15 protein-coding genes and 1 pseudogene are annotated in these 23,796 nt (G+C 68.3%); 7 read left to right on the top strand and 9 right to left on the bottom strand.

Annotated elements, in window-relative coordinates; genetic code table 11:
* Positions 1-12 precede the first annotated feature (12 nt).
* The 3 genes from ABD284_RS19385 to ABD284_RS19375 are packed head-to-tail and all read left to right on the top strand — an operon-like array spanning position 13 to position 3,891.
* Complete coding sequence (locus tag ABD284_RS19385) at positions 13-900, top strand: hypothetical protein (protein WP_344145479.1); 888 nt, start codon at positions 13-15, stop codon at positions 898-900.
* Positions 893-3,109, top strand: coding sequence for a hypothetical protein (locus ABD284_RS19380; RefSeq protein ID WP_344145477.1), 2,217 nt, complete (start codon positions 893-895; stop codon positions 3,107-3,109). Before ABD284_RS19385 ends, ABD284_RS19380 begins: the two co-directional genes overlap by 8 nt.
* Positions 3,106-3,891, top strand: coding sequence for a hypothetical protein (locus ABD284_RS19375; RefSeq protein ID WP_344145475.1), 786 nt, complete (start codon positions 3,106-3,108; stop codon positions 3,889-3,891). Before ABD284_RS19380 ends, ABD284_RS19375 begins: the two co-directional genes overlap by 4 nt.
* Before the next feature lie 12 nt (positions 3,892-3,903).
* Here the strand turns inward: ABD284_RS19375 and ABD284_RS19370 are convergent, their stop codons facing one another.
* From ABD284_RS19370 to ABD284_RS19355, 4 genes are all read right to left on the bottom strand, one after another.
* Positions 3,904-4,122 carry a hypothetical protein gene (locus ABD284_RS19370; RefSeq protein WP_344145473.1) on the bottom strand — a complete coding sequence of 73 codons (219 nt, stop codon included), beginning with the start codon at positions 4,120-4,122 and terminating at the stop codon, positions 3,904-3,906.
* Positions 4,123-4,158: 36 nt separating this feature from the next.
* On the bottom strand, positions 4,159-7,251 hold the full coding sequence (locus ABD284_RS19365; RefSeq protein ID WP_344145471.1) for a P-loop domain-containing protein: 3,093 nt from the start codon (positions 7,249-7,251) through the stop codon (positions 4,159-4,161).
* Positions 7,248-7,580, bottom strand: coding sequence for a hypothetical protein (locus tag ABD284_RS19360; RefSeq protein ID WP_344145469.1), 333 nt, complete (start codon positions 7,578-7,580; stop codon positions 7,248-7,250). The genes ABD284_RS19365 and ABD284_RS19360 overlap by 4 nt, the downstream gene beginning before the upstream one ends.
* Positions 7,581-8,373: 793 nt before the next feature.
* A complete protein-coding gene (locus ABD284_RS19355) occupies positions 8,374-8,730 on the bottom strand; it encodes an exonuclease domain-containing protein (RefSeq protein ID WP_344145467.1) in 357 nt (118 codons plus the stop codon).
* Positions 8,731-9,452: 722 nt separating this feature from the next.
* On the opposite strand from ABD284_RS19355, the gene ABD284_RS19350 reads away from it, so the two are divergent.
* Together ABD284_RS19350 and ABD284_RS19345 are read left to right on the top strand one after the other, a co-directional pair.
* Positions 9,453-9,713: a transposase gene (locus ABD284_RS19350; RefSeq protein WP_344145629.1), complete on the top strand. Its 261-nt coding sequence runs from the start codon at positions 9,453-9,455 to the stop codon at positions 9,711-9,713.
* An 88-nt stretch (positions 9,714-9,801) separates the two neighbouring features.
* Positions 9,802-10,122 (top strand): annotated as a pseudogene (locus tag ABD284_RS19345) (transposase); the annotation flags it as partial.
* Positions 10,123-10,636: 514 nt separating this feature from the next.
* Here ABD284_RS19345 and ABD284_RS19340 read toward each other — a convergent pair.
* The gene (locus ABD284_RS19340; RefSeq protein ID WP_344145465.1) at positions 10,637-11,659 is read right to left on the bottom strand and encodes a zinc-dependent alcohol dehydrogenase family protein; all 1,023 of its coding nucleotides are present in this window, start codon (positions 11,657-11,659) and stop codon (positions 10,637-10,639) included.
* Between the two features lie 351 nt (positions 11,660-12,010).
* Here ABD284_RS19340 and ABD284_RS19335 point away from each other — a divergent pair, with 351 nt between their 5' ends.
* Entirely contained in the window at positions 12,011-12,916 is a 906-nt protein-coding gene (locus tag ABD284_RS19335; protein WP_344145463.1) for a helix-turn-helix transcriptional regulator, read from the top strand.
* A gap of 155 nt (positions 12,917-13,071) precedes the next feature.
* Here ABD284_RS19335 and ABD284_RS19330 read toward each other — a convergent pair whose 3' ends face one another.
* From ABD284_RS19330 to ABD284_RS19315, 4 genes are all read right to left on the bottom strand, one after another.
* Entirely contained in the window at positions 13,072-15,894 is a 2,823-nt protein-coding gene (locus ABD284_RS19330; RefSeq protein WP_344145461.1) for a family 78 glycoside hydrolase catalytic domain, read from the bottom strand.
* On the bottom strand, positions 15,894-17,198 hold the full coding sequence (locus ABD284_RS19325) for an MFS transporter (RefSeq protein ID WP_344145459.1): 1,305 nt from the start codon (positions 17,196-17,198) through the stop codon (positions 15,894-15,896). Before ABD284_RS19325 ends, ABD284_RS19330 begins: the two co-directional genes overlap by 1 nt.
* Positions 17,199-17,343: 145 nt before the next feature.
* Positions 17,344-18,357: a LacI family DNA-binding transcriptional regulator gene (locus ABD284_RS19320; RefSeq protein ID WP_344145457.1), complete on the bottom strand. Its 1,014-nt coding sequence runs from the start codon at positions 18,355-18,357 to the stop codon at positions 17,344-17,346.
* 398 nt (positions 18,358-18,755) lie between these two features.
* Positions 18,756-19,748 carry a LacI family DNA-binding transcriptional regulator gene (locus tag ABD284_RS19315; RefSeq protein ID WP_344145455.1) on the bottom strand — a complete coding sequence of 331 codons (993 nt, stop codon included), beginning with the start codon at positions 19,746-19,748 and terminating at the stop codon, positions 18,756-18,758.
* A 754-nt stretch (positions 19,749-20,502) separates the two neighbouring features.
* Here ABD284_RS19315 and ABD284_RS19310 point away from each other — a divergent pair.
* Positions 20,503-23,346: a family 78 glycoside hydrolase catalytic domain gene (locus ABD284_RS19310; protein WP_344145453.1), complete on the top strand. Its 2,844-nt coding sequence runs from the start codon at positions 20,503-20,505 to the stop codon at positions 23,344-23,346.
* The last annotated feature ends 450 nt before the right edge of the window (positions 23,347-23,796 follow it).

Genomic DNA, 23,796 nt, shown 5'->3' with positions numbered 1-23,796 from the left:
GAGGAATGCACAATGCCCGTCGAACCGCGCCCGCTGCGGAGCAGTTCCCCGCTTCCGCCCTACCGCGCTGTCCTGGCTGTCGACGTCGAGAAATACACCGGCAACGGCAGCTACCACCAGCAGATCATCAGCTCTACGATCGAAACGGTCCTCGAAGAGGCGTTCGCGCGCTCCGGGCTTGCCGAAGTCTGGGCCGAGCGTCGCTTCCCGCAGAAGACCGGGGACGGCTACGTCATCGGAGTGGAGCCCGAGAACCTGCCGTTCCTGATCCACCCGCTACTCGGCCACTTGCAGGAGGCTCTGGAAGACGCCCAGCCTGGCCTGGCCACCCACGACCGGGAACTGCGGCTGCGGTTGCGCGCCAGCATCGACGTGGGTCCGTTGCCCGACAGCGGTAACAAGGACGACCCGATCGACGGCATCGGCCGGGCGATGAACGACACCCATCGGCTGCTGGACTCAGGTCCCGTGCGCCAAGAGTTGCGCCTGTCGGACCGCGACATCACGCTGCTCGTCGCCATCGTGTCCGGCCGGGTCTACGACGAGGCCGTCCTCGGCAAGTTTGTCGGTGTGAACCCGCGCAAGTTCCGTCCCGTGGACGTGGAACTGCCCCAGAAAGAGTTCCGGCAGCAAGGGTACCTTTTCGTCCCGGCACCATCGCGCTCAGGGGAGGGTAAGGCGCGGGAAGCCACCGAACCAACCGGCGACACCGACGACGGGGACGACGGTTCCCCTGGCCCTCCTGACACCGCCGGACCGCCGCCCGATCCACGGTCGACCGGGCCGACCACCGGCCAGACGGCCAACAGCATCGGCGACAACTACGGCCAGGCGGTGCAGGGCGGCACCATCCACGGCGGGATCCACGGCGGCGGCCTCCGGGGGCGCCGCGATGGCTGAGGATACGCGCAAGCCTCCAAAGGAGAACGCAGAGAGCAACGCGGACGATGCGACTCGGGAGCAGTCAGCCGCAACCCCGGGGCACGACCAGGAGGCCGCCTCCTCCGCGGAACCGAGGAGAAGCACCGACGCCCAGAAGAGCTCCCCCAGCACCAACACCGCGGGCACCAACACGGGCCAACTGGTCCAGGACGCCGTCATCTACGGCGGCGTCAACATCTACGAGGTGCGCGAAAGCGTCTCCTTCGACCCGGCGACCATCCGTCAAGTCCGCGAATCCCGCCGCATGGACCCGCACCGCGTGCAGGCCATCTGTGCGACCTTCGTGGCCCCGGACGAGGATGACTACCGACGCTTCGCCGCCGAGTTTCAGGAGTTGTGCGTCGGTGTGGTCGTCGGCAACCCGGGGACCGGCCGCGCCGCCAGTGCGATCAGCGTCTTGGGAGCCACCGGCCTGGAGGTGGCGGAGGTGACCTCGGACGCCGGCGACCGCGGTGGACGCCTGGACCATCTTCCCGCGGAACCCGACCATGCATACCTACTGGACATCACAGCGCTCAAGCGCGGGCGAGTCTCCCACCATGTCCGCCGGTACGCACACCAGGTCAGGGAGTGCGGATCGCGGATCATCATCGTGGCGGAAGAATGGGACGACGACCCCGTCGACGGCTATGCCCTCCTCCGGGCACAGCCTGCATCCCCCCGCAAGGTGTTCTTCCAGCATCTGCGCTACCGCACATCGGAGGCCGTGGCCGAGCGCTGGTCGGCGGAGCCGCAGATCCGCGATCTAGTGGCCGGAAACAGCCCTGCGTATGCGGCCCGTGTCGCAAAAGAAGTGCAACAGATCTGTGCCGGCGGAAGTGACGCGGACAGCGATTGCGTGTTCGCCGAGCAGGTACGCGTCGTGCGGGGCATCTTCGAAGACCTGGCGAAGGAGGTGCGCGAATGGTTCGCCTCCCACGAGAGGCAGACGGTCGAGCGGGAGAGGAACCGCTACACCCTCCGCGATGACGAAGATAAGCAGCCGAAGCGCCGTGAGGACGTTCGGCCTGGCGACTATCTCCGGGTCCTGATCGAGGCCGTCGCCGTCCTCGAAGGCTGCCCGTCAGATGTGGTGATGGTGCAGGTGGACGAACTGGCCGAGAAGTGGAACGTGCCCGTGGCGTTCACCTCGCCGATCTCCGGCGGCGGTCTCACGAAGATGCTCGACGAGATCGGCGCCGCCGTCGACGATCGTGACCGCATCCGGTTTCGCCAACCCGGAATGGGCAACGCCGTGCTCGATCACCTGTGGCGTGAATATCCCAAAACCCGCGAGTCACTGCTGACCTGGTCCGACTGGGCTGTGCGGAAGATACCGCCGCAGGAGCGGCGTGCAGTAGCCGACCGGTGGTTCGACCTGGCTGAACGCCAGTCCGACCCCAAGCCAGTCAACGGACTGCTCGCCGTGTGGGGCCAGGACAGCGGCCTGCGCTCGTCCGCCGTGCCGGTCGTCGTCCGGGCGGCTGTGCACGATGAACTGGGGCCCGCAGTGCGGAGCTATCTCTACAGTCTGGCCCGCAACGGCCCCGACGGCGGCCGACTCGACGTCGCAGTCGCCCAGGTCTGCGGCCAGTACGGCCGGTTCGAGCCGCACGCCGCCCTGGTCCGGCTGAGCCACCTTGCTGACCGGGTGCAGGGCCACGCAGCCGAGGAGCTACACAGCGCGGTGGACGCGATCAGTGCGGAGGCCGCGTGCCGCCCGGCGCTTCTGGAGGCCTTGCTGGAGTGGGAGGCCGATGAACGGGGCCGCGGCCGCGCCGAGTTCGCCCGGGGCTACCTGGCGGAACTGCTCAGTTCCACCGACGATGCAGGTCGCCCGTTGATCCTCCAGGATCTCGGAGATGGACCGGATCGCATTCCGCTGCAGCGAATCGGAGACGCGATCGCCGCCGCACTGACCTCGACGCGCCCTCGGGACAGCAATGCGGTCGCCGACGCCTGGATCGCAGGCCTGGCCAACACCGGACATGAGGAGGGGGTATTCGAGGAGGTGCTCCTGCGCGCCGCCGCATCGCATACAGGAGCCAACGTCCGTTTGTGTCGCCGACTCCGCGAATGGGGCCGTCGGGGTTGCGCCAGCGAGCGCATGCCGTTGCTTGCGGAGCATCTACCCCGTCTGGACCCGCTGACGATATCGGCCCCCGCGGCGGAAGGAGCACGGTCATGAGTCTGCTGTGGCGCGCGGTCGCGGCCGAACCGGCAGCAGCGCCGTGGAGCAGCACCCTGCGCGGGAGAGAGGAATGGCTCAGCTTCTCTTCCCGGCTGCCGAGCCTGGACAAAGGGCTGTGGTTCACGGCCGCATTCGAATTAGCCCTGCGAGTCTCCGGCCGCTCGCGGCTGCGCCGCCAGGCGGCGGCCGGCTCGGCTCGCGCCGAGATTCTGGAGTTCGCTTGGAAAGTAGCCGAGGGGTACTCGGTTGCGGACTTCGGGATCGCCGAAGCGGATCTCTCGCGCAAACTGATCGAGGAGGACGTTGTCAGCGACTCGGAGATCACGTTCGGCAGCGTCGCGGTGAGATTGACTGCCGACTCCGAAGACGTGGAGTTGGTCAAGGAACGAGAGCGGTGGGCGCCGCGGAGCGCCATCCGGGCTGAGGAGCACCGCGCCCAGATGGAGCATCTGCAGCGGCTCACCGAGGATGTCTACAGCGATCCCGCGGTTGCGCTGCGCTGGTGGTACGACCGCAACCCGGACGGTACCGAGAAACTGGCGGCTGCCAAAGACAACCTGCGTCTGGTGATGTCCAACGCCGCAGAAGATCAATCTGTCGCAGACGCGGCGGGCCTTCTGAGCGAGCTGCTCCGTGACCTGGAGAGCGCTGACCGCGAATTCGTACTGGAACGGTTGGCGCTCCTCTTCGCAGGATTCGGCCGCCGCGACTTGGCAAGACGGGTGCGTGATCGAGCCGGTGGGGAGAACGTCGGCTGGGGGATCGACGCTACACAGTGACTAGCGCCGCTGTCAGAGCAGGCTGCATTGCAACGCCGAAGAGGACGGGGCGCGGGAGGCCAGGTTGTGGCGGGGCTTACGGTCCTTGGAGGAGCCGGGAATCTTCACGCCTGCGGCGCGGATCTGGTCGAGGGTGATCACCGGCCCGGCGAGCGCCTCGTCGAGGAGTTCGGCTTGGACGCGAGTTTGGTGGTTTCCCTCATTCATCGACCAGTCGAGGACTGACCCCATCCATTTGCGCGGCTCCAGTGACCTGGTTTCCTAAAGCTACGGTGAAAATCGAAGCAGGGTCACCTCTCCCCGGTCGGTGCCGACGAGCACCCTCGTGTCGTCGATGGCAATGCGGAGGAGTTTGCCATGCAGGACGAGACGGCCGATTTCGCGCCCGCCGACGAGGTCATGCACGACGAGGGTCCCGTCGGCCGACGTCGTGGCAAGGTAACGGCCGTCCCTGGTGATCGCGACAGCGTTTTCACAAGGGATCTCACACGGGTGCTCTCCTGGGGGTGGCCAGATCCGATCGATCCGGTGCCCGGAGGCGATCGACCACATGTCCACGGAGACCAAGTGGGGAAGCCAGAGACCGCTGACTTGGGACACGGTCACAATGTTCCGGCCGTCCGGGGTGAATCGGGCTGCAGGGATGAAGCAACCGTCCCTGGTGAATTCACGGTACAGGTTTCCAGTGTCCAGGTCCCAGGTTCGGAGCACGCCTTCGGTGGTACCGGTGACCGCAAAGCGGCCGTCGACCGACACGTCGACGGCCGCGATTGCCGATTGGCGGCCGGCGTGCAACTTAATCGGTCGCTCGAGCGGATATGGCTCTTCGAAACCAATCGGAGGAAGCATATGTTCACTCGCACCATCGCGGGATTCCCACAGCTCATCGACCGGAATTCCGTTCACGGCCAGCTTGCGCACCACGAGTTGGAGTTCCATGTCGAAGACTTCGATGTCGCCTTCGTGGCTCCCTATGATGCCGTGTCCGCCGTGGGGAGTGATGCCGACTGAGTAAACGTTCGGCTGCCCGTTGGCGGTGAGTTCAGGCCGTCCCGATGAGGAGTCCCGCACCTTCAGGGTGCCGTCAACCCCGACCGATACCGCCCGATCCCCGCGCAGGGCGACCGCTTGGACGGCCACGCTGTGGCCGTTGCGGGAGGTGCGACCAGTCCCAGGTGGCGGGGAGAGAACATAGGAGTTGCCGACTATGCAACCAACGATGACCTTGCCGCCATCAGGTGTGATAGCCAACGAATGGACATCATTGTCGAAATGTAGGCCAATGATCTCACGGCGTCGCAGTTCCCACACAGCGATGAACGGCCGCTTGAACTGGTGGCACAGGGCAACGGTGTAGCGGCCGTCAGGTGTGGTAGCGGCAATCGGTTCATTGCCGACATCTTTCACGGCATCGATGTAGATCGGCAATGAGGGTGGCGACTTCTGCGGGATGTCTTCAATGGCCGCAGATTCCTCTTTTCCGGTGGCAAGGCTCCACGCAATGATCTCGCTGTTAGGCTGGCGGACGACCACTTGTAGATCGTCGTCGCTGAAACGAATATCCGAGACGCGTCCCTCGCAGGAGAAGTTGCGGACCGCCGCGCCGGTCTCCACCTCGTGCAGGTGAATGCTGCTTTTGTCGTGATCGACGTAGGCGAACGCGACCGTGTCACTGTCCGACGACAAGGCCATTGCCTGGAAGAGAGCGCCGGTGGAGCCGAAGGTATGCGACATCAGCCAGGTGCCCTCGCTGCCCGCGCTCCACTCGATATGAACAGCGGGTTCGTCTTCACCGGCACCCACGGCGACAAGATCGGGAGCACCGGAGGAGACGCAGTCGTACCGGATCTGCCGTAGTGCCAGGGCGGGCTGCTCGTCGGGGATCCACCGGCGCAGATTGTGCGCCTGGCGGGTGAGTACCCCATAGATAGTGTCGAAGATCCCGCTTTCGCCGATGGTCAAGCGGAGGGTGCCGAGCTCCGCCAACAGGGAGTCGATGCCAGTCGCCGCCAACCGCGCGTGCAGGTACGCGGGGTCGGTGAGTGTCGCCTCGATCGCACGGAGGGCGGTGGTGGTGTCCTCGTGTTCTGCGAGCCGGTAGTAGTCGGCGAGGTAGCCGAGCAGGTGTTTGACGGCGTGCGGGTCCGTGGTCGCACTGCACAGGGCGCCGACGATCCGGCGGGTCGCCTCCAAGGGGTGGATGCCGTGCTGCGGCGACGCGCGAAGGTACGCGCGCATCGCTTCGTGATGGGGGACGAAGGGGCCGTCGGATACCCCCAGTAGGTAGGGGGAGCACCGCTCCAGGGCTTCGTCGACGAGTGACGGTGCCAGCCCCGAAATAGCGGCCAGTTGCCGGCGGGTGAACCCCTCGCCTCTGCTCTGCACGAGGAGCATAAGAACAGGGCGAACCGAGCCATGCCACCTGTTGATGTCGAGGGCCGCTGTGCGAGACAGGAACTTCTGGTATAGCTCGGCCAGGCCGACGGGCAGGGTGAGCGCACCGCTCGTCGGTTCCCTGAGATACTGGCCGACAGCGTGCACAGCGTACAGGAAGTTGCCATCCGCGGCATCGCTGATCCGCGCGGCTAAGGGTGCCGCCTCCGGGACACCGGCGTCCCGGAGGCGGCGCAGGCTATAGGTATGCACATCGTCCGCACCAGTGGACCGGATGTCCCGGAGGTTTAGGCGATCGGAAGGGAAGCGGCTGGCCGTGGTGCCGTTGCGGGTAGTTAGCACGAAGCGCAACTGTGGTATCGGGTCATCCTGGATTGTGGCCAACAGCCATGCGAGGGAATTCGTCGGGCCGCCCTGTTCATCGCTTTCGTTGATCGCGTCCACCAGGACAGTCACGTCGCGGCCGAGACGAGCGAGCGGCTTCCGGAAGAAATCGTGCAGCAGTTTGCGCGGATCGGTGGCCGGAAGGATCAGACTTCCGATACCGGTGACCGTGGACTCGTGGAGGTCACCGGAGACGGTCTGCGTGATTGCGATGCTGGTGTTGCCCACCGAGCGGGCGATCTCCTCTGCGTAGCTGGGCACGGTCCGGCAGAGTTGAGCGGCCAATCGTTCGAGCACAGCACGGGGATCGAGGGACTCGTAGCGTTGGGCTTGGCAGAAGTGCCAGGCGTGCAGCCACCCCGGCGCGAAACCATCGGGCGACGTTGCCGTGCCAAGGGAGATCTGCACGAGCCGGACGGCAATCGATGTCTTACCGAACCCGGGTTCGGCTACGAGCACCAAAAAGGGGGCGCCCTCGGAGAGCCGCTCGGCGATCCGGTCGAAAATAACCCGAGAGTCGACGAACGCATTCGATTGCGCGAGCAGTTTGTCTGGGATGCCTGGTCCGAGCGGTACCGTCATGACCGATCACCCTCGCCAAACCCGACAATGGTCGAATTGTGCACGTCCTTAAAGCGCTGCTGCACCTCCGCATCATAACCCGTGCTGGCACGGTTGATGCCGCTGATCTCGCTGTCGCGGACGCCGCCGAACGCTTGGTTAACAATCGATTTTTTCCGGGGCTCCGACCCCGGAGCGGCCATGACTCTGCGAACACTCTCTGCGACGACCTGGCACCCAATCAAGACTGCTATACCGACGCCGACCGACCATTCCCATCCGTCGGTCCACACGTTGACGAGCACTGAGACCCCGACGGCGAGCACGAAGCCGATGGTCGTTAGGATCAAATGGGAAATACATTGGAGCCACGTGCGCAAGTGATTACCCCTCGGATGTGCGGTTTCCAGTGAACGTGCCGCTGGTGGCGCGACTCATTCTATTGCCATCCGCCCCCTCCCTTTGCCTCGTAGACTTGCAATCCGGTATTGCTCGATCCGATTCCACCAACTCTTCCTTGATCTGAGGGTCCGCGACTCCTCGGGGGCGTGCCCGCTGCCCGAACAGTCGCGGCGCGATGAAGTTCCTCCTCCACTGCTCCCGGCGCGAGCTTGAGTATTCTCGCGACGCTGCGCAGGTCTGCCATTTCGTCATCGCTGACCGTTGCGTCCCCCCATGCCGCATCGGCTACCGCGGCCAGGTAGCGGCGGTGGGCCTGCGCTACGGTCGCACGCGAGAGCCCGAGGTACTGTGCGGGCTCTACCAGCTCGTTGGCCTCGGTGGCCGCGACGTGCCGATCGAGTAGCGCCCGGTCGAGCACGGCCAGGTATGGTTCGACATCGGCAGGAAGCCGCTCAACGATTCGGTCCAGGAGGTGCTCCTCTGTCTCCCCAGCGGGTGAACGCGTCACCGGGGTGAACGCCGTGCGCGGCAACGCCGGCCATGCGAGGCGTGCACAGTCGCGTAACAGTGCCGACCCCGGACTGGGAGCGGGAGTCAGATCGAGGTAGTGCTGCAGCAGTGCAGCCGTTGCGCGCGCGTCGCCCAGCGCGGAGTGCGCATTGGTGAGAGGAATTCCGACGCTGCGGCAGCAGCCGCCCAGGGAGCGCTGATGTCCGGCGGGCAGGTAGCGCCGCCCCAGGGTCATCGTGCAAGCCCGGTGTCGGTGGAGAGAGGGACCTGGACATTGAGGCGCGCGTATTCGGCGCCGAGGAAGCGGGCATCAAAGGAGATATTGCGGGCTACCACCACCCGTCCTGTGAGCAGGGCGATCAGTTCCCCGGCCACGTACTCGAACTCAGGGGCTTTGCGGACATCACACGCACGAATCCGGTGGATGTGACCGGGTCCGAGGTCGCGGCGCGGATTGATCAGGGTCGACCACTCACCGACAGTGCTCCCGGATTCGTCCAAGTACACGACGGCGACTTCCATTACACGATGGTGGCTGGCAGGTGTTATTCCGGTTGTCTCTACGTCCACGACGGCGTATCCGGTCATGTTTGACGCCCCTTCGGCGTGAGGGATAACGAGGAACTCGCCGCGGGTCGCGAGGTCGAATCAGGATACTTGCTACTTGCCCGGCGGTGGGCGGAAACGGGTGAATACGCGAAGTCTCGATGTACTTTTCAAAGTAGCTCACGGAAGAGAGAGGAAGTAGCTGGCTCCGCATTCGCTCGGGGGGTACGGACCAGTGCGGTAGGCGACGGCATGCGGCGGCACAGGACGGCCGAACTAATCGGACACGGCATCACGAAACACCACTACGCGGCAGGCCGCGGCACCCAACCAGGCAACTTCTAATCCGTAGGTCGCAGGTTCGAATCCTGCCAGGTGCGCCCATCATCGCAGGTCACACCCCTGCGGGCGCTCGCACCTCGGCGCGATCGGGGCCGTTGGTGCTCCCATGGTGCTCTTATGTTTGGACTGTGTCGTTTGCGCAGGTCAGCCCCCTGCACCCGAGTTCGCCACCAAGCGCGGCGAGACACCTGACCCGACTCCACCCCAGCACAACGCCCCACTCCCACGCCGGCAACCGCCCGGCCGAACGCCCGCCAAGCCCTGGGACGCCCCAAAGTCCGTTGGCCCATGCCCGGGCCCGAGCACTCCTCCGATCCTGCGACCGCCGTCCTCCACCCGTCCGGCGGCGAGCGCGTTGGCTGCCTCCGCAACTCATCCCCCGGAGTCGGCTGATCGCATCGGCCGCCGCCGACGGCGACTGAATCCGCATAGCCGAAAGCACCGCACAGCATCCGATCGCCTCCCAAGCCGCCCAGCGGCTGCGGCCAGCCCTTCGCCGGTGTGGCTGCGGTCACGGTGCAGGTGACCGAGTACTCCCGCGGCGCCGCCAGCATGGCCGGGGTGGTGGCGACCAGCTGGTGCTGGACGGGATCCTGTTCGTGCTGCGTTCGGGCTGCCCGTGGCGGATGATCCCCCGCGACCTGCTGCCCTGGGACGCCACCTACCGGTGGTACCGCACCTGAGCCGCCGACGGAACCTGGGACCGCATCCACGACCGGTTGCGGGAGCTGGTGCGCGGCCGCCGGGCGCGAGGCCGCGCCCTCGGCCGCAGCGCTGGACGCCCAGTCGATCAAGTCCGGCGAAGGCGGTGCCGAGAGCGGATTCGACGGGGGCAAGAAGACCACCGGCCGCAAGCGCCACCTGGTCACCGACACGCTCGGGCTGGTCCTCGTGGGCGCGGTGACCTCCGCCTCGGTCCAGGACCGGCCCGGCGGACGCCGCGAGCTGGAACGGCCGGCCGCGGCCTTCCCGTCCATAGGCCTGGTCTGGGCCGATGCCGGCTACGCCAACCAGGTCGATAACCGGCTGCTGGCCTGGGCCTACGACGGCCGGATGCGTCTTGCGCTCGTTCAACCCCTTGGGCTTGAATAGGTTGCCCACGACCGACATCTTGTACTGGTTGTCGAAGGCGGCCCTCTCGACCGTGACCCTGTCGCTCGTGTAGAAGTTGTCCGGGCCGCCGTTGCCGTTGCCCTGCGCGAAGGCCGGGGTGCCGGCGAAGGACATCGCGCCGACGGCAGCGGCACCGACCCCTGCAGCCATCAGCAGGCTGCGCCGGTCCATCGCGGGGCCCGTCGAGCCGGCTCGGTTCTCGTGCTGTGCACTCATGCCATCGTCTCGTCTCCTCAAGTCCGCGAATCGATCTCTGAACCGACGCCAGGCGCCCTTCTGGAGGAGCGCTCGGGCCCCTCAGGCTGTCCGGCCTGTGCGTCGCGCGGCCGCGTTCACCGGGCCCCGAGCGCAGTGAAGGGCGGCACCTCATCGCCCTTGGGGCCCGCTCGTCATTGAGCTGATCCCGCACATGCAGGCGGCACCCGACGTGCTCGACCGGCCCGCCTCCCCGGCCTCGGCGAGGCGGGCCGGGCCGCGGACGTGAACGGCCGCCTCAAAGCGTGAGCAGCACCTTGGTGGCGCGTCGCTCGTCCATCGCCTTGTAGCCCTCCGGCGCCTGCTCCAGCGGCAGGGTGAGGTCGAAGACCCTGCCCGGGTCGATCTTCCGGTCCCAGATGAGCTGGATCAGCTCGGGCAGGAACCGGCGTACCGGGGCGGGACCGCCCAGGGTGTGGATCCCGGCGAAGAACAACTCGATGCCGGGGATCTGGACTTCGTGGTTCACGCCCACATAACCCATGTGCCCGCCGCCGCGGGTGGCGCCGACGGCCTGCATGAACGCTTCCTGGGTGCCGACCGCCTCGACGACCGCGTGCGCTCCGTGGCCGCCCGTCATCTCCTTGATCTTCGCGACGCCTGCATCGCCGCGCTCTTCGACGATGTCGGTGGCACCGTAGTAGCGGGCCAGCTTCTGCCGCTCGGGATGGCGGGACATGGCGATGATCCGCTCGGCGCCAAGCTGCTTGGCGGCCAGGATCGCCATGAGGCCCACGGCGCCGTCGCCGACGACCGCCGCCGTCTTGCCGGGTCCCGCCTCAGCGGCGACGGCGGCGAACCAGCCGGTGCCCAGCACATCGGAGGCGGCGAGCAGGGCCGGGACCAGCTCCGGCTCGGGCCGGCCCGGGGTGGCGACCAGGGTGCCGTCGGCCAGCGGGATGCGGGCCTTCTCTGCCTGGGTGCCGATCCCGGCGTGGACGAACTCGGCGTGCACGCACTTGGACTGGAAACCGGCCCGGCAGATCTCGCAGGTGTTGTCCGAGATGACGAACGAACCGACGACGAAGTCCCCGGGTTCGACGGTCTCCACCGCCGAGCCGACCTCCTCGACCACGCCCACGTACTCATGGCCCATGAGCGTGTGGTCGGCGGGCTCGATGCCGCGGTACGGCCACAGGTCCGACCCGCAGATGCAGGTCGCGGTCAGCCTGACGACCGCGTCGGTCGGCTCGATAATCTTCGGGTCGTCTCGGTCCTCCACCCGGACGTCCCCGGCGGTGTGCATGATGACTCCACGCATGCGTGCGCCTCCTTGTCTCCTGGTTCGTGTGTGGGTGGGCCGGCGCGGTGGCAGCTGCGTCGTCGCCGACTTCACGCTCGCTGGCACCGGTGGCGCCCGCCTGTCCAGGAAACCGCCGTGCCCGCACGCGGAGAAGGTCGGACTTATCGGGGGTACCGGCTCGACCCCCTTGAGGTCATCGACGGCCCGTACCAGCACCGCAGGCCGCGGCCAGCGGTCCCGGCCCCGGACCCGGCCCGGACCGGTGCGCCCGTGCCAGGAAGCCGACCGTGCCGCGCAGGGAGGAGGCCGAGGTTATCGGGGGTACAAACTCGGCCTGCCTGCTCAGCCGTCCGCGATTACCGTGGGGGCATGGACCAGCACGATGGCAGCCGCGCCGACATCCGGGACTTCCTCATCAGCCGACGGGCGAAGATCACTCCGGAGCTGGCCGGGCTTCCCGGCGGCAGCCGCCGCCGTGTGCCCGGACTGCGCCGCGAGGAGGTCGCCGTGCTGGCCGGGGTCAGCACCGAGTGGTACACCCGGCTGGAGAAGGGCCACATCGGCGGCGTGTCCGAGGACGTCCTCGCCGCGGTCGCCCAGGCCCTGCAACTGGACGAGGACGAACGCACCCACCTGTTCGACCTCGCCCGCGCGGCCCGCGCCCCGCGCCGCAGGCCGCAGCGCCGCAAGGACGTGCCCGTTCCGCCCCGGGTCCAGTGGCTGCTCGACTCCGCGACCCTCTCCGCCGGGTTCATCCGCAACGGCCGCCTCGACGTCATCGCCCACAACGCGCTCGCCCGGTCCGTGCACGCCCCGCTGTTCGACAGCAACAGCACCGACCGGCACGGCCGCCCCAACTTCGCCCGCTTCCACTTCCTCGACCCGGCCGCCGCCGACTTCTTCGTCGACTGGGAGGCCGGCGCCCGCATCACGGTCGCGCTCCTGCGCGCCGAGACCGGACGCCATCCCGACGATCCAAGCCTGCGTCAACTCGTCGGTGAACTGTCCACCCTCAGCGGCGAGTTCCGCACCATGTGGGCCACCCACGACGTGCGGATCCGCCACGACGGCGCCAAGCGGCTCAACCACCCCGAGGTCGGCACCCTGAAGCTGGTCTACCAGTCCATGGAACTGCCCCTGCCCGGCCCGGCCGCCCACGAGCTGACCTTCTACACCGCCGAACCCGGCACCACCTCCGAGGACCGCCTCAAACTCCTGGCCAGCTGGACCGCCACCCGCCCCACGACAGCGGCACCCGCCGACCCGGCCCGCTGACGGAATCCGCCGTTCCGAGGTGCCGCCGCCGCGCTCGCGGAGGCCGTGACGGTGGTTGTCCGCAGCCCTCGGCGCATCAGCCGGTTCGAGGAGAGGTCTCCGACCGCACGCGTAGGGCCGCGGGCACCGCGATCAGTGCGGGGCCCGCGGCGTACTCACCTGGGAGCCCGGTCGGTCGGCTCCGTCGGCAGGGCCTCCAGGGCCTTCTCGACCGCTTCGAGGATGGGCAGGGGCGCCTTGTTGAGCGGCTCGCGAAGCTGCCGACCGGGTGTCCAGCGAGTCGTGCGCCGAAAGGCCTCGGCCCGTTCGGGGTCGGTGTCGCGGATCGCGGCGAGCACCGCCCGGTAGGCCTCGGGGTCGTCGACGATCTCCGCGAGGCTGCTCGACAGGTCCCGCTTGGCGCGCGGAGGCACCGACCGCGGATGCTCCTCGACCCAGTTGTGGACCCCGCTTGCGATGTCGTAGGTCGCACCGGAGGGCAGTTCGACCCGAGCCGCCGCGTTCGGCGGCACCTCGGCGTGGAAGTGGATCCGGTCGCCTTCGCGGCGCCATCCCGCTCTGGCCGTGCCGTAGGGGGTCTCGTGCCAGGCGGCGGCGTCGTCGAGATCCTCCAGCGGCGTCGGGGCGATGCGGAGGGTGCGATAGGCGGCCTCCAGCGGGGCGAGCCCGGCGACCTCCCGGTGCAGCCAGTCGGCAACGGCCCCGAGGGCGTAGTGGTTGAACGAGGTCATCTGCCCCGGGTTGATGGAGCCGTCCTCCAGCATGGAGTCCCAGCGTTCCCACACGGTGGTGGCGCCCATGGTGACCGGGTACAGCCATGAGGGGCACTCGGTCTGGGTCAGCAGCCGCGATGCCGCTGCGCTGTGCCCGGTGGCGGTGAGGGCGTCGCAGATGAGGGGTGTGCCGACGAACCCGGTGGAGATCCGGTAGCCGGACGCGCGCACGAGGTGCGCCAGCCGCTCTCCCATCGCCTGGCGCCGCTCGTCGGTGACGAGGTCGAACGCGATGGCCAGTGCGTAGGCGGTGGGCGCGTCGGACATCATCCGGCCCTGGGGCGTGACGTAGGCGTCACGGAACGCCGCGGCCACGCGCTCGGCCAGGTCGGCGTAGTGCCGTGCGTCGGCGTCGCGTCCGAGCAGGGCAGCGGCCCGGCCGGTGAGCTCCGCCGAGCGGAAGAAGTACGCCGTCGCGACGATGTCGGCGTCGACCTTCGCCGCGCCGGGGCGCTCGGGCGGGGCGTCGGGGTCGAGCCAGTCGCCGAACTGCAGGCCGTCCTGCCACAGCAGAGTCGCCCCGGCACGCGCCTCGACCAGCTCCACCCAGGAGGCCATCGCCTCGAAGCACGCACGCAGCGCGCCACGGTCTCCGAAGCGCTCCCAGAGCACGGTGGGCACGACCGTGATGGCGTCACCCCAGGCCGCGACCGGGTCGAGTAGTCCGGGAACCTGCGGGATCACCGCCGGAACGACCATGGGGACCACGCCACCCGCCGCGCGCTGCTCGCATACGACGTCGTCGAGCCAAGAGCGGAGGAACGCGTCGCAGTCGTAGAGGAACGATGCTGCCGGGGCGAACACCTGCATGTCGCCGGTCCACCCCAGCCGCTCGTCGCGTTGCGGGCAGTCGGTGGGAAGCGACAGGAAGTTGCCCCGCATTCCCCACTCGACGTTGTCGTGGAACCGTTGCAGTAGCGCGTGTGAGGTGGTGAAGCCGCCGGTTCTGGGCATGTCGCTGTGCACGACGACGGCGGTGACGCGGTCCGGGGTGAACTCGCCCGGCCAGTTCTCGACCTCGGCGTAGCGGAAGCCGTGGAAGGTCCAGCGCGGCTCCCAGGTCTCCTCGCCGTCGCCGCTCAACGTGTAGTGGTCGGTGGCTGCCGCGTTGCGGAGCGGACGCACGCCGAGTTCACCGTCCTCCAGGACCTCGGCGTGGCGCAGCGTCACCGTGTGGCCGCGTTCTCCTTCGACTCGGATCCGAAGCCGACCCACGAGGTTCTGCCCGAAGTCCAGCACCGTCCGACCGCTGGGGGTGGTGACGACCCGATGCACGGGGCGGTGCTCCACCGCCCGCACCGGCGGGGACGATCGCACCGTGGGCACTACGTCCGGGCCGTCGATGACCGCGACCGCTACCCAGTCCGAATCGTCGAATTCGGGGCTCGACCAGTCCGGTAGGCTCCGCCGCCCGTCGTAGGTCTCGCCCTGGTAGATACCGGCGGCGACGACAGGGCCTGGGGCGTACCGCCACTCAGCGCCGCTGGTGATCGTCTCCTCGGTGCCGTCGTTGTATTCCAGAATGAGCTGTGCCGCCGCCGCGGGTGGGCCCTGGTAGAAGCGGCGCGCCGCGTCGCGGAACCCGAAGCGTTCGGTGTACCAGCCGCCGGTGAGCACGATGCCGATCGCGTTGGCGCCGTGGCTCAGGTGCGCGGTGATGTCGTGCACCTCGGCGTTGAGCCGCCACTGATAGCTCGTCCAGCCGGGTTTGAGCTCGGCGTCGTCGAGTACCGCCCCGTTGATCTCGACGTCGTAGGCGCCGAGCGCAGTGGTGTAGAGCAGCGCCCGCTGGACGCTGCGATCGAGTGCGAAGGTGCCGCGGAGCAGGTGCGGCTCCTCCCCGCCCGACCCGACGAAGCGGGCCCGCCACTGCTGCGGGGGCAGGGCCGCGGCGGTCACCTCGGCCTCCTCGCTCCAGGCAGAGGCGGACCCGTCCGCCCCGTGGACACGCACTCGTACGCGCACCGTCTCGCGGGGTTCCAATGGTGCGAACGGCCAGGGGACATGGACCGAGTCCCTGCCGGTGATTTCGGCCGTGCTCGCCTGCCCGCGCCGTACGACCGCCACCTCCGCACACGCCTGGGTCCAGCCGGGAACGGCCGTGCTCATCTTCCAGGAGATGGGGGGCTCGGTCTCGGCGATGAACGGCTCGCCGCTGAGCCCGACCTGCGGGGTGTTGACTGTGACGGGAGGTTCTTCGCGCACTACCGGGCCTCCTTCGCGGCGGTTGCGGCCGTGCCTGAGACCGGCGGCCGGTGTTCGAACGCGCGCACCCGGCGGAGGATGAGGGTTCCGATCACGCCCACGGCGAGCGAGAACACCGTCAGCAGGTAGTAGAGGCCGGACGGGCTCCAGTCGATGAGAGCGGGGGTCAGGAGGGCGAATCCCGAAGCGAGGAACCTCGCCGCCGCCATGGTCGCGCCTTGGGCCGTCGCGCGGGCGTTGACGGGGAACGACTCCTGGGTCCAGATCTTGTAGAGCGCCTCGCCGATGAAGGGGAACGCGACGTTGTAGAGCACGAGCGCGGCGATCATCGCCGGCAGCACGGTGCCGCCGGTGATGGCGATCAGCAGCTGACACGCCGTGAACACGACGACGCCCCCGGCGAAGAAGCGGCTGCGCCATTTCGTGTCGGCGATGCGCGTGAACACGGCCGTACCGGCGAGGCCGATGATGGTGGTCAGAAACGACAGGGCGGTCGCCGTGGTCTGGGTGGTGTCGCCCACGGTGACGAGGAAGTAGGTCTTGTAGGCGCCGAAGGTGTTGGCGACCAGCGTGAAGAACACGTAGAAGAGGGCGGTCAGCAGGAGCATCGTGCGAAACGATCGGGTGGTGAGCAGTGTCCGCAGGGGCAGGGCGGTGGCGGCATCGATCCCCTCCGCGCTGTGGCGGGCCGCGGCCTCTGCTTCGAGTTCCTTGAACGGCGGGTAGAACGCGCGGAAGGCGCACGTGGCGACGCCGAGGACCGCGAGCAGGGCGAAGATCAGGCTGATGCCGAAAGTGCCGAGCGTCGATACGGCGAACCCGAGCGAGGTCGTGAACAGGACTCCTGCGGTCCACATGACGTGGGTGAAGGCGACCAGTCTGCCCTGCGCGCCTGTCGGGGCCCGCTCGGAGAGCACGGCGATCGATGTGGGCAGGTCGGCGCCGGCGGCGGCCCCGATCACGATCACGCCGGCCACCAGCACGGCCGCGTTCGGGGCAAGCGCGATGGCCAGCGCGGCTGCGGCGTAGACGAGGATGGTGACCGAGAAGACGCGGCCCCTGCCGAAGAGATCGGCGATCCGCCCGCCGAAGAGGGCGCCGACGGCGATGAACAGGGTCAGCGCCGAGCCGAGGACACCGACCGTCCACACGTCCAGGCCGAACTTCTCCTCCCAGAGCGCGAGGCCCAGGCCGACGGAGATGATCGCGCCGGAGTCGAGAAACGACGCCATTCCGGCAGCGACCGCGAGCTTCCAGTGCCTGCTGTCGGGACGCGCCGAAGGCGCCAGGTCCGTATCAGCCACGAGCAGTCCCCTTCCAGGTGCGGTTCCGGACGCCGCGACAGCACGTTGGTAATACGTTTCAATCGTGCGACAGCACACAACGCTGCATCAGGGACAAGCCTGCGTCAATACATCTCACCCAGGAAGTAAAAGGATTTACCAACTGCTAGGTCGAAGCGCGTACCACGAGCTCGGGCGAGAACTCCCGGTGTGGACGGACAGCAGACCGGATGCGAGGCGACGGCGCGCCGCGGAGATGATCCATCTCGTCGAAGAGCAGATCGGCCACCTCCGCTCCCAGATCGGCGTGGGGGGTCCGGATGGTGGTCAACGGCACGACGGTCGACTGAGCGAAGGCGATGTCGTCGTAGCCGACCACGGCGATGTCGTCGGGCACGCGGATGCTCTGGACAGCGACGAACGCCTGCACCACACCGATCGCGAGCAGGTCGTTCGCGCAGAAGAGGGCGTCAGGCCGGCGGGCGGGCTCGCGATCGCCGATGGTCGCGGCGCAGGCGGCTCCGGCCTCGACCGTGCGCGCGGGCGTGGGGACGACCTCCAGTGTGGCGCCGGGAACGGAGCCGATCGCCGACAGTGCGCCCTGCAGGCGGTCATCGACCTGCTGCAGCTTCAGCGATGAGGCCACGAACCCGATCCGCCGGTGGCCGCGTTCGAGAAGGTGCTGAACGGCAAGTCGGCCGCCCTCCACATGGTCGATGGATACCGAAGCCTGCTCGTCCGTCTTCGCTCGCCGCGCGCTCAGCACACTGGCGATGCCGCGCTTCCTCATCTGCGCCAGCTCCGGCTCCAGGTCGCCCAGCGGCGACACGATGATCCCGCTCACCCTCTGCTTCTCGAACAACTGGAGGTAGCTGCGTTCCCTGTCGCGCGAGCCCGCGTCGTTGGCCATGAGCAAGTGCATGCCCCGCCCGGCCACACGTTCCTCAATGGCCCGGGCGATTTCGGGCGTCGTCGCGCTCGTGAGCTCGAACGCGATGTAGCCGATCACCGCGTTCGTGCCGGTGCGCAGAACCCGCGCCGCATCGTTGGGCACGAACCCGAGCGTCTCGACGGCATGGCGGATCCGCTCCCGTGTGGCACCCGAGAGCTTCCCGGGCCGGTGGAAGTAGTTCGACACCGAAGCGGGTGACACACGCGCCAACTCCGCGACCTCGCGCACCGTTACCTTGTTCAGCAGTCCTCCCCCACCCGCTGTACGAACCGGCTGATCACCCAGGTCATCGTAGTGCGGTGGCGGCACCGGGACAGACGAGTAGAGCGGCACATCGGCCGCAGAACGGGCTCGGCCTCATGCGGTGGCCGGTGCCGGCGCATGGCCTCGTGCGCATCCGAGGGGGCGGGAATCGAAGCGGCCACGACGTACGGCGCGAACGTCCTGGTCACCGTCGGCCGGCTGGAGCGTGTCCGCGGCGACGCCGCGTCTTTGCAGTTGGCTGCCGGTGGGCCGCAGCGGCGGAGGCCCTCGCGGCTCGGCAACTGAGGGGCCCCCTCGCCGATACCGCCGGCGGGGGAGGCCGCCGGATCCGCCACCGGGGCACTCGTCCGGTATCGCGGCGCTCAGGTGGAGGACCGTTCGACCAGGCGAGGGGAGAACATCCTGCGCTGGTGGCGGTGGGCCTCCGGGGCGCGCTCCTCCTCCACCAGCAGCTGCGCCGCCGCTCGGCCGAGGTCGTAGCCGCCGACATGCACGGTGGTCATCGGCACGCCAGCGGTCACGACGGATTCGATGTCGTCGTAGCCGACGATCGCCATGTCCTCCGGGATGCGCTTGCCGCCGCGGAAGGCGGCCTGCATGACGCCGAGGGCGAGCAGGTCGTTGGCGCAGAAGACCGCGGTGACGGGATCGGTGGCCGCAAGCACCTGCTCTCCGGCCCGGCGCCCCTGTTCGATGGTGAAGTCGTCTACTTCCACCACGCGAAGGGCCTGCTCCGTCCGCCCGGAACGCAGAATCGCGCGAAGGCAGCCTTGGTAGCGGTCGCTGGGAGAGCGCATGTTCATCGGCCCGGTGACGAAGGTGATGCTCTGGTGGCCCCGGGCCAGGAGGTGTGTGGCTGCCTGCTCGCCGCCCAGGGCGTCGTCGACGGCCACCGAGCAGACGTCGGGGTGGTCGGCCGAGTTGTGGATCAGCACGCTGCTCAGGCCGCGCTCCCGCAGCCGCGCCAGCCAGGCGTCCGAAACGTGGACCGGGGTGATCAGCAGGCTGCGTATCCGCTGCTGGGCGAGTCGGTCGAGGTAGTCCTCCTCGCGAGCGGTATCCAGGTCGGTACTGCACATCACCACCAGGTGACCGGCCTGCTGCAGCACGTCCTCGGCCCCGCGCGCGATGTCGGCGAAGAAGGGGTTGCGTACGCCGAAGAGCACCAGACCGACCGCAGTGCTGCGTCCGCTGCTGAGATGGCGCGCGGCGGAGTTGGGCACGTATCCCAGGGAGTCGATCACGGCCTGGACGTGGTCGCGCGTGGCAGCGGCGACGACGTCCGGCCGGTTGATCACGTTGGAGACGGTGGCGGTCGAGACTCCGGCCTCGTTCGCGACCTCCTTGATACTCACCGTCTTCACGATGTCCGTTCCCACGTACGTGTGCGGCGGCACCGGCGCCGATCGCCGGTCGCTCCTGGAATCATAGGTCACGCTCCTGCGGACGGTGCGGCGGCTCCGACATGGCACTCCGGCGTGGCGATGGTCCGGCACGGCTGCGCCCGCAGTGGGGACCGCCGCAGGACGCCGCGGGGCTCCGGCTTCCGCCGCCCGGGTGGACGGCCGGCCACGACCAGGCGCCATGCACAGCGTGGCCCTTGCCACCGCACCGCCGCCCCGGACGCGCAGAGGGCGGCACTGGAAGGCGGGGGCTGGGCAAGCGAACCCTCATCAGTAGCGGTCGAAGCGTTTCATCTGTTTTAGAGCCAACTCTACTTCCTGCCGCCGCGAGCCGAAGTAGACCGCGACCACGCGGTCTCCCTGCAGCAGCCACGCTGCCGGGGAGCGACCCCACCCTCGCTGCAAGACGACGACCGCCGGACAGGTCTTGACGCCGCAATGTGATCGACATTAAATTTTCGCCACGAGATAAAACGTTTCAACGCAATCAGGTGTCCTACTTCCCCCGGCGACCGCGGGCACCTCCCCCGACTCATCGCGGCTCTGAGCCACTCCGGCGACGCCGCATCCGCCGGCCGTCAACAGCCCTTGGGCCCGAGTCCACCGCACGCGCTCCCACGACCGACCCACCTCCCTTCCGTCGGTGAACCGGTGCCGCCAGCGCACCCCCGGCCGACGGTGTCCCCCACCCCCTCGGGAGAGGCCGATGTTGAAACGCCCACCACTATCGCTGACCCTCGCGCTCGTGCTGACGCTGGGGCTTTTCATGGCTCCCATGCAGGCTGCGCCGGCCGCCGCAGGGACCTCCGCCGCATCACCGATCGACCTGCGAGTTGAGGACACCCCGAGTCCGCTCGGCATCGACGTCGCGCAGCCGCGGCTGTCGTGGCGCCTGAAAGCGCACAAGCGCGCCCCCGACCAGACCGCCTACCAGGTGCAGGTGGCCGGCTCGCGATCCGCCCTTGTCGACGGCGACGCCGACGTATGGGACTCCGGCAGAGTCGAGAAGAGCGCCTCCGCACACATCCCCTACACCGGGCGGAACCTGGAATCGGCCACGCGCTACCACTGGCGCGTGCGCGTGTGGGGCACGAACGGAGCCGCCTCCAAATGGAGCTCTCCCAGCTGGTGGGAGACGGCACTGCTCGACGACACCGCGTGGACGGGCGCCGAGTGGATCAGTCGCGATCCGGACCCCGGGAGTCCCGGCGCCGACCACCCGCCCGCGCCGCGCTTCCGGCGCGAGTTCGACTCGAACGGCCGGGTCTCCAAGGCCCGTCTGTACCTCAGCGGCCTCGGGTACTCCGTCGCACAGATCAACGGCCGACGCGTGGGCACCGCAGTACTCGATCCGGGCCAGACCGACTACAGCGACACTGCCCTATATGTGACCCACGATGTGACCGAGCTCGTCGACAAGGGGAAGAACGCGATCGGCGTCGAACTCGGACGCGGTTTCTACGGAATCAGCACCGGCAACTCCTGGAACTGGGACAGTGCGCCGTGGTGGTCTGATCCCGAACTCCGCGCCCTGCTGGTCATCACCCATCCCGACGGCTCGACGACCAGGGTCACATCGGACGAGGAATGGGAGACGAGCGCCGAGGGGCCGACCAGGTACGACGAGGTCTTCGCCGGTGAAACTTACGACGCCCGGCGCGAGCAGCCCGGTTGGAGCCGACCGGACTACGACGGCGCGGACGCGTGGGATGCGGCGGAGCTGTCGGAGGGCCCTGATGGCAGTCTGCGCGCCCGGCCCCACGAACCGGTCAGGGTCACCGAGACCCTCACCCCCGTCGAGATCACCGAACCCGAGCCCGGTGTTCATGTGTTCGACCTCGGAGCCCAGATCGCCGGGTGGGCCCGGCTGAAGGTCCGCGGTGAGGCCGGAACCGAGGTCACGATGCGCTACGGGGAGCGGCTCGGCGACGACGGCCTCGTGCGTGTCCCGCAGTACGACAACTTCCACGACGTGCCGCGCGCTCAGACCGACACCTACGTCCTCGGCCGAGGCAAACGGCCTGAGGTGTGGGAACCCTCCTACACCTACAAGGGATTCCGGTTCGTGGAGGTCCGCGGCCTGCCTTCGGAACCCACCAAGGCAACCGTCCAGGGCCGGCGGACGCACAACGACTTCGCATCCATCGGGCACTTCGACAGCAGCTCGGAGCTGCTCAACACCATCCGCGACAACACGCGGCGCGCCCTGCTCAACAACCACCAACACGTCCCCACGGACACCCCTGTCTACGAGAAGGCCGGCTGGACGGGCGATGCGCAGCTCACGGCATCGACCATGAGCTACGAATTCGACACGAGCCGGTTCCATCGGAAATTCCTGAACGACCTGCTGGACGCGCAGAAGCCCTCGGGCGAGCTACCGACGATCGTGCCGACTCCGGGTTGGAGCTACGAGGGCTCGCCGGGGTGGCCGGCCGTCCAAGGCCCCACCCCGGCCTGGGACATGGCGCTGTTCGTGCTGTCCCGCAACCTCTACGAGACGGAGGGCGACGTCGGGGTCCTCGAACGCCACTATGACGGCATGCAGCGGTACTTTTCGTGGCTGGAGTCCCGACGGGACGCCGACGACCTATACCCGGTCGGCCTGGGCGACTGGGTGGCTCCGGGCGGAAACCCGCCGGAGGGCCCGGTGCTGAGCTCGACGGCCCATGCCTACCGCATGGCGAGCCTGCTGGCCGATACCGCAAAGATCCTCGGCGACGGCGAACAGGCGTCGGCTTACCGGAAGCGCGCGGACAAGATCCGGGACGCCTTCAACACGGCGTTCCTCGACAAGGAGGCCGGTCTCTACCGGACCCCCGGTGTGGGTGAGTACCGGCAGACGTCGAACATTCTGCCGCTGGCCTTCGGACTCGTGCCGAAGAAGCAGGTCGATTCGGTTGTCGGCAACCTCGTCGCCGACATCCGCGAGCGCGGAGACCGGCTGGACACGGGTGTGGTCGGCACCCGCTACCTGCTGCCCGTCCTCACGCAGCACGGTGAGATCGACGTGGCCTACGCGGTGGCGACGCAGACCAAGGAGCCGAGCTGGGGCTACTGGATCGAGCTCGGACGGACGTCGCTCCAGGAGCACTGGAACGCCGACACCCGATCCTTGAACCACCACTTCTTCGGTTCAATCGGCCATTGGATGTTCGCCGACCTGGCCGGGATCACCGCCTCCCGACCGGGATATGCGACGGCGAGGATCAAACCGCACATTCCCAGTGGCCTGAACCATGCCGAGGCCGGCACTCAGACCGTCCGGGGAAAGGTCGCCTCAAGCTGGCGCCGCGACGGTGAAGGCGGCCTGCGCCTCAAGGCCGTCGTTCCGCCCAACGCCGAAGGCGAGATCCATGTGCCCCTCCTCGGTCGACGTGCCGAGCACGTGGCGGCGTCCCCGAAGGCCGACTTCCTAGAGGTGCGGGAGGGGTATGCGGTCTACCGCGTCGGCTCGGGGACATGGCGCTTCGTCGTGGCCGACGACGTCAGTGACGTCCGATTCTCCGTGCTGACAAGCGCGGCGGCTCGTTCGGGCCTCGGCCGGTAGCCGATCGCAAGGCCGCGGGGCCGCCGGCAGCCGGCGGCCCCGCGCACGGCTGGTCGAGGACACACGAACCGCGTGTACGGCGACCGTCGTGCGAACGCCGCGATCTCCGGACAGGCGCGAGCCGGTCGGGTTCCTCCCGCCCCCTCCCACGCAGGCGCGGGCGCCATCGCCCTTGTGCCCCCGGCGAGGCCGCCCTCCCTCCTTCCTCATGCCCGTTCGTGGTGCTCTCCGACGGGGCAAGGCGCATCCCGCACCGGCGAAATGCCGGTCCGGGATGCTGGCGCTCCCATCGACGCGGCGGCTCCCCACGGTCGGGCGCACCTCTGCTGCAGGAGGCGGCGCTGTACGCCGACCTCACGGAGCTACTCCTCGGTGTAGGCGTCGTCCATGTCGGCCAGCACCGCGTTGGGGTTGGCCTGGCCGGTGAGCAGTTCCTGGACGCCGGTCAGG

The organism is Streptomonospora arabica (genome assembly GCF_039531585.1).
Lineage (GTDB): Bacteria > Actinomycetota > Actinomycetes > Streptosporangiales > Streptosporangiaceae > Streptomonospora > Streptomonospora halophila.
This window is presented reverse-complemented; position numbering and strand designations above follow the sequence as displayed.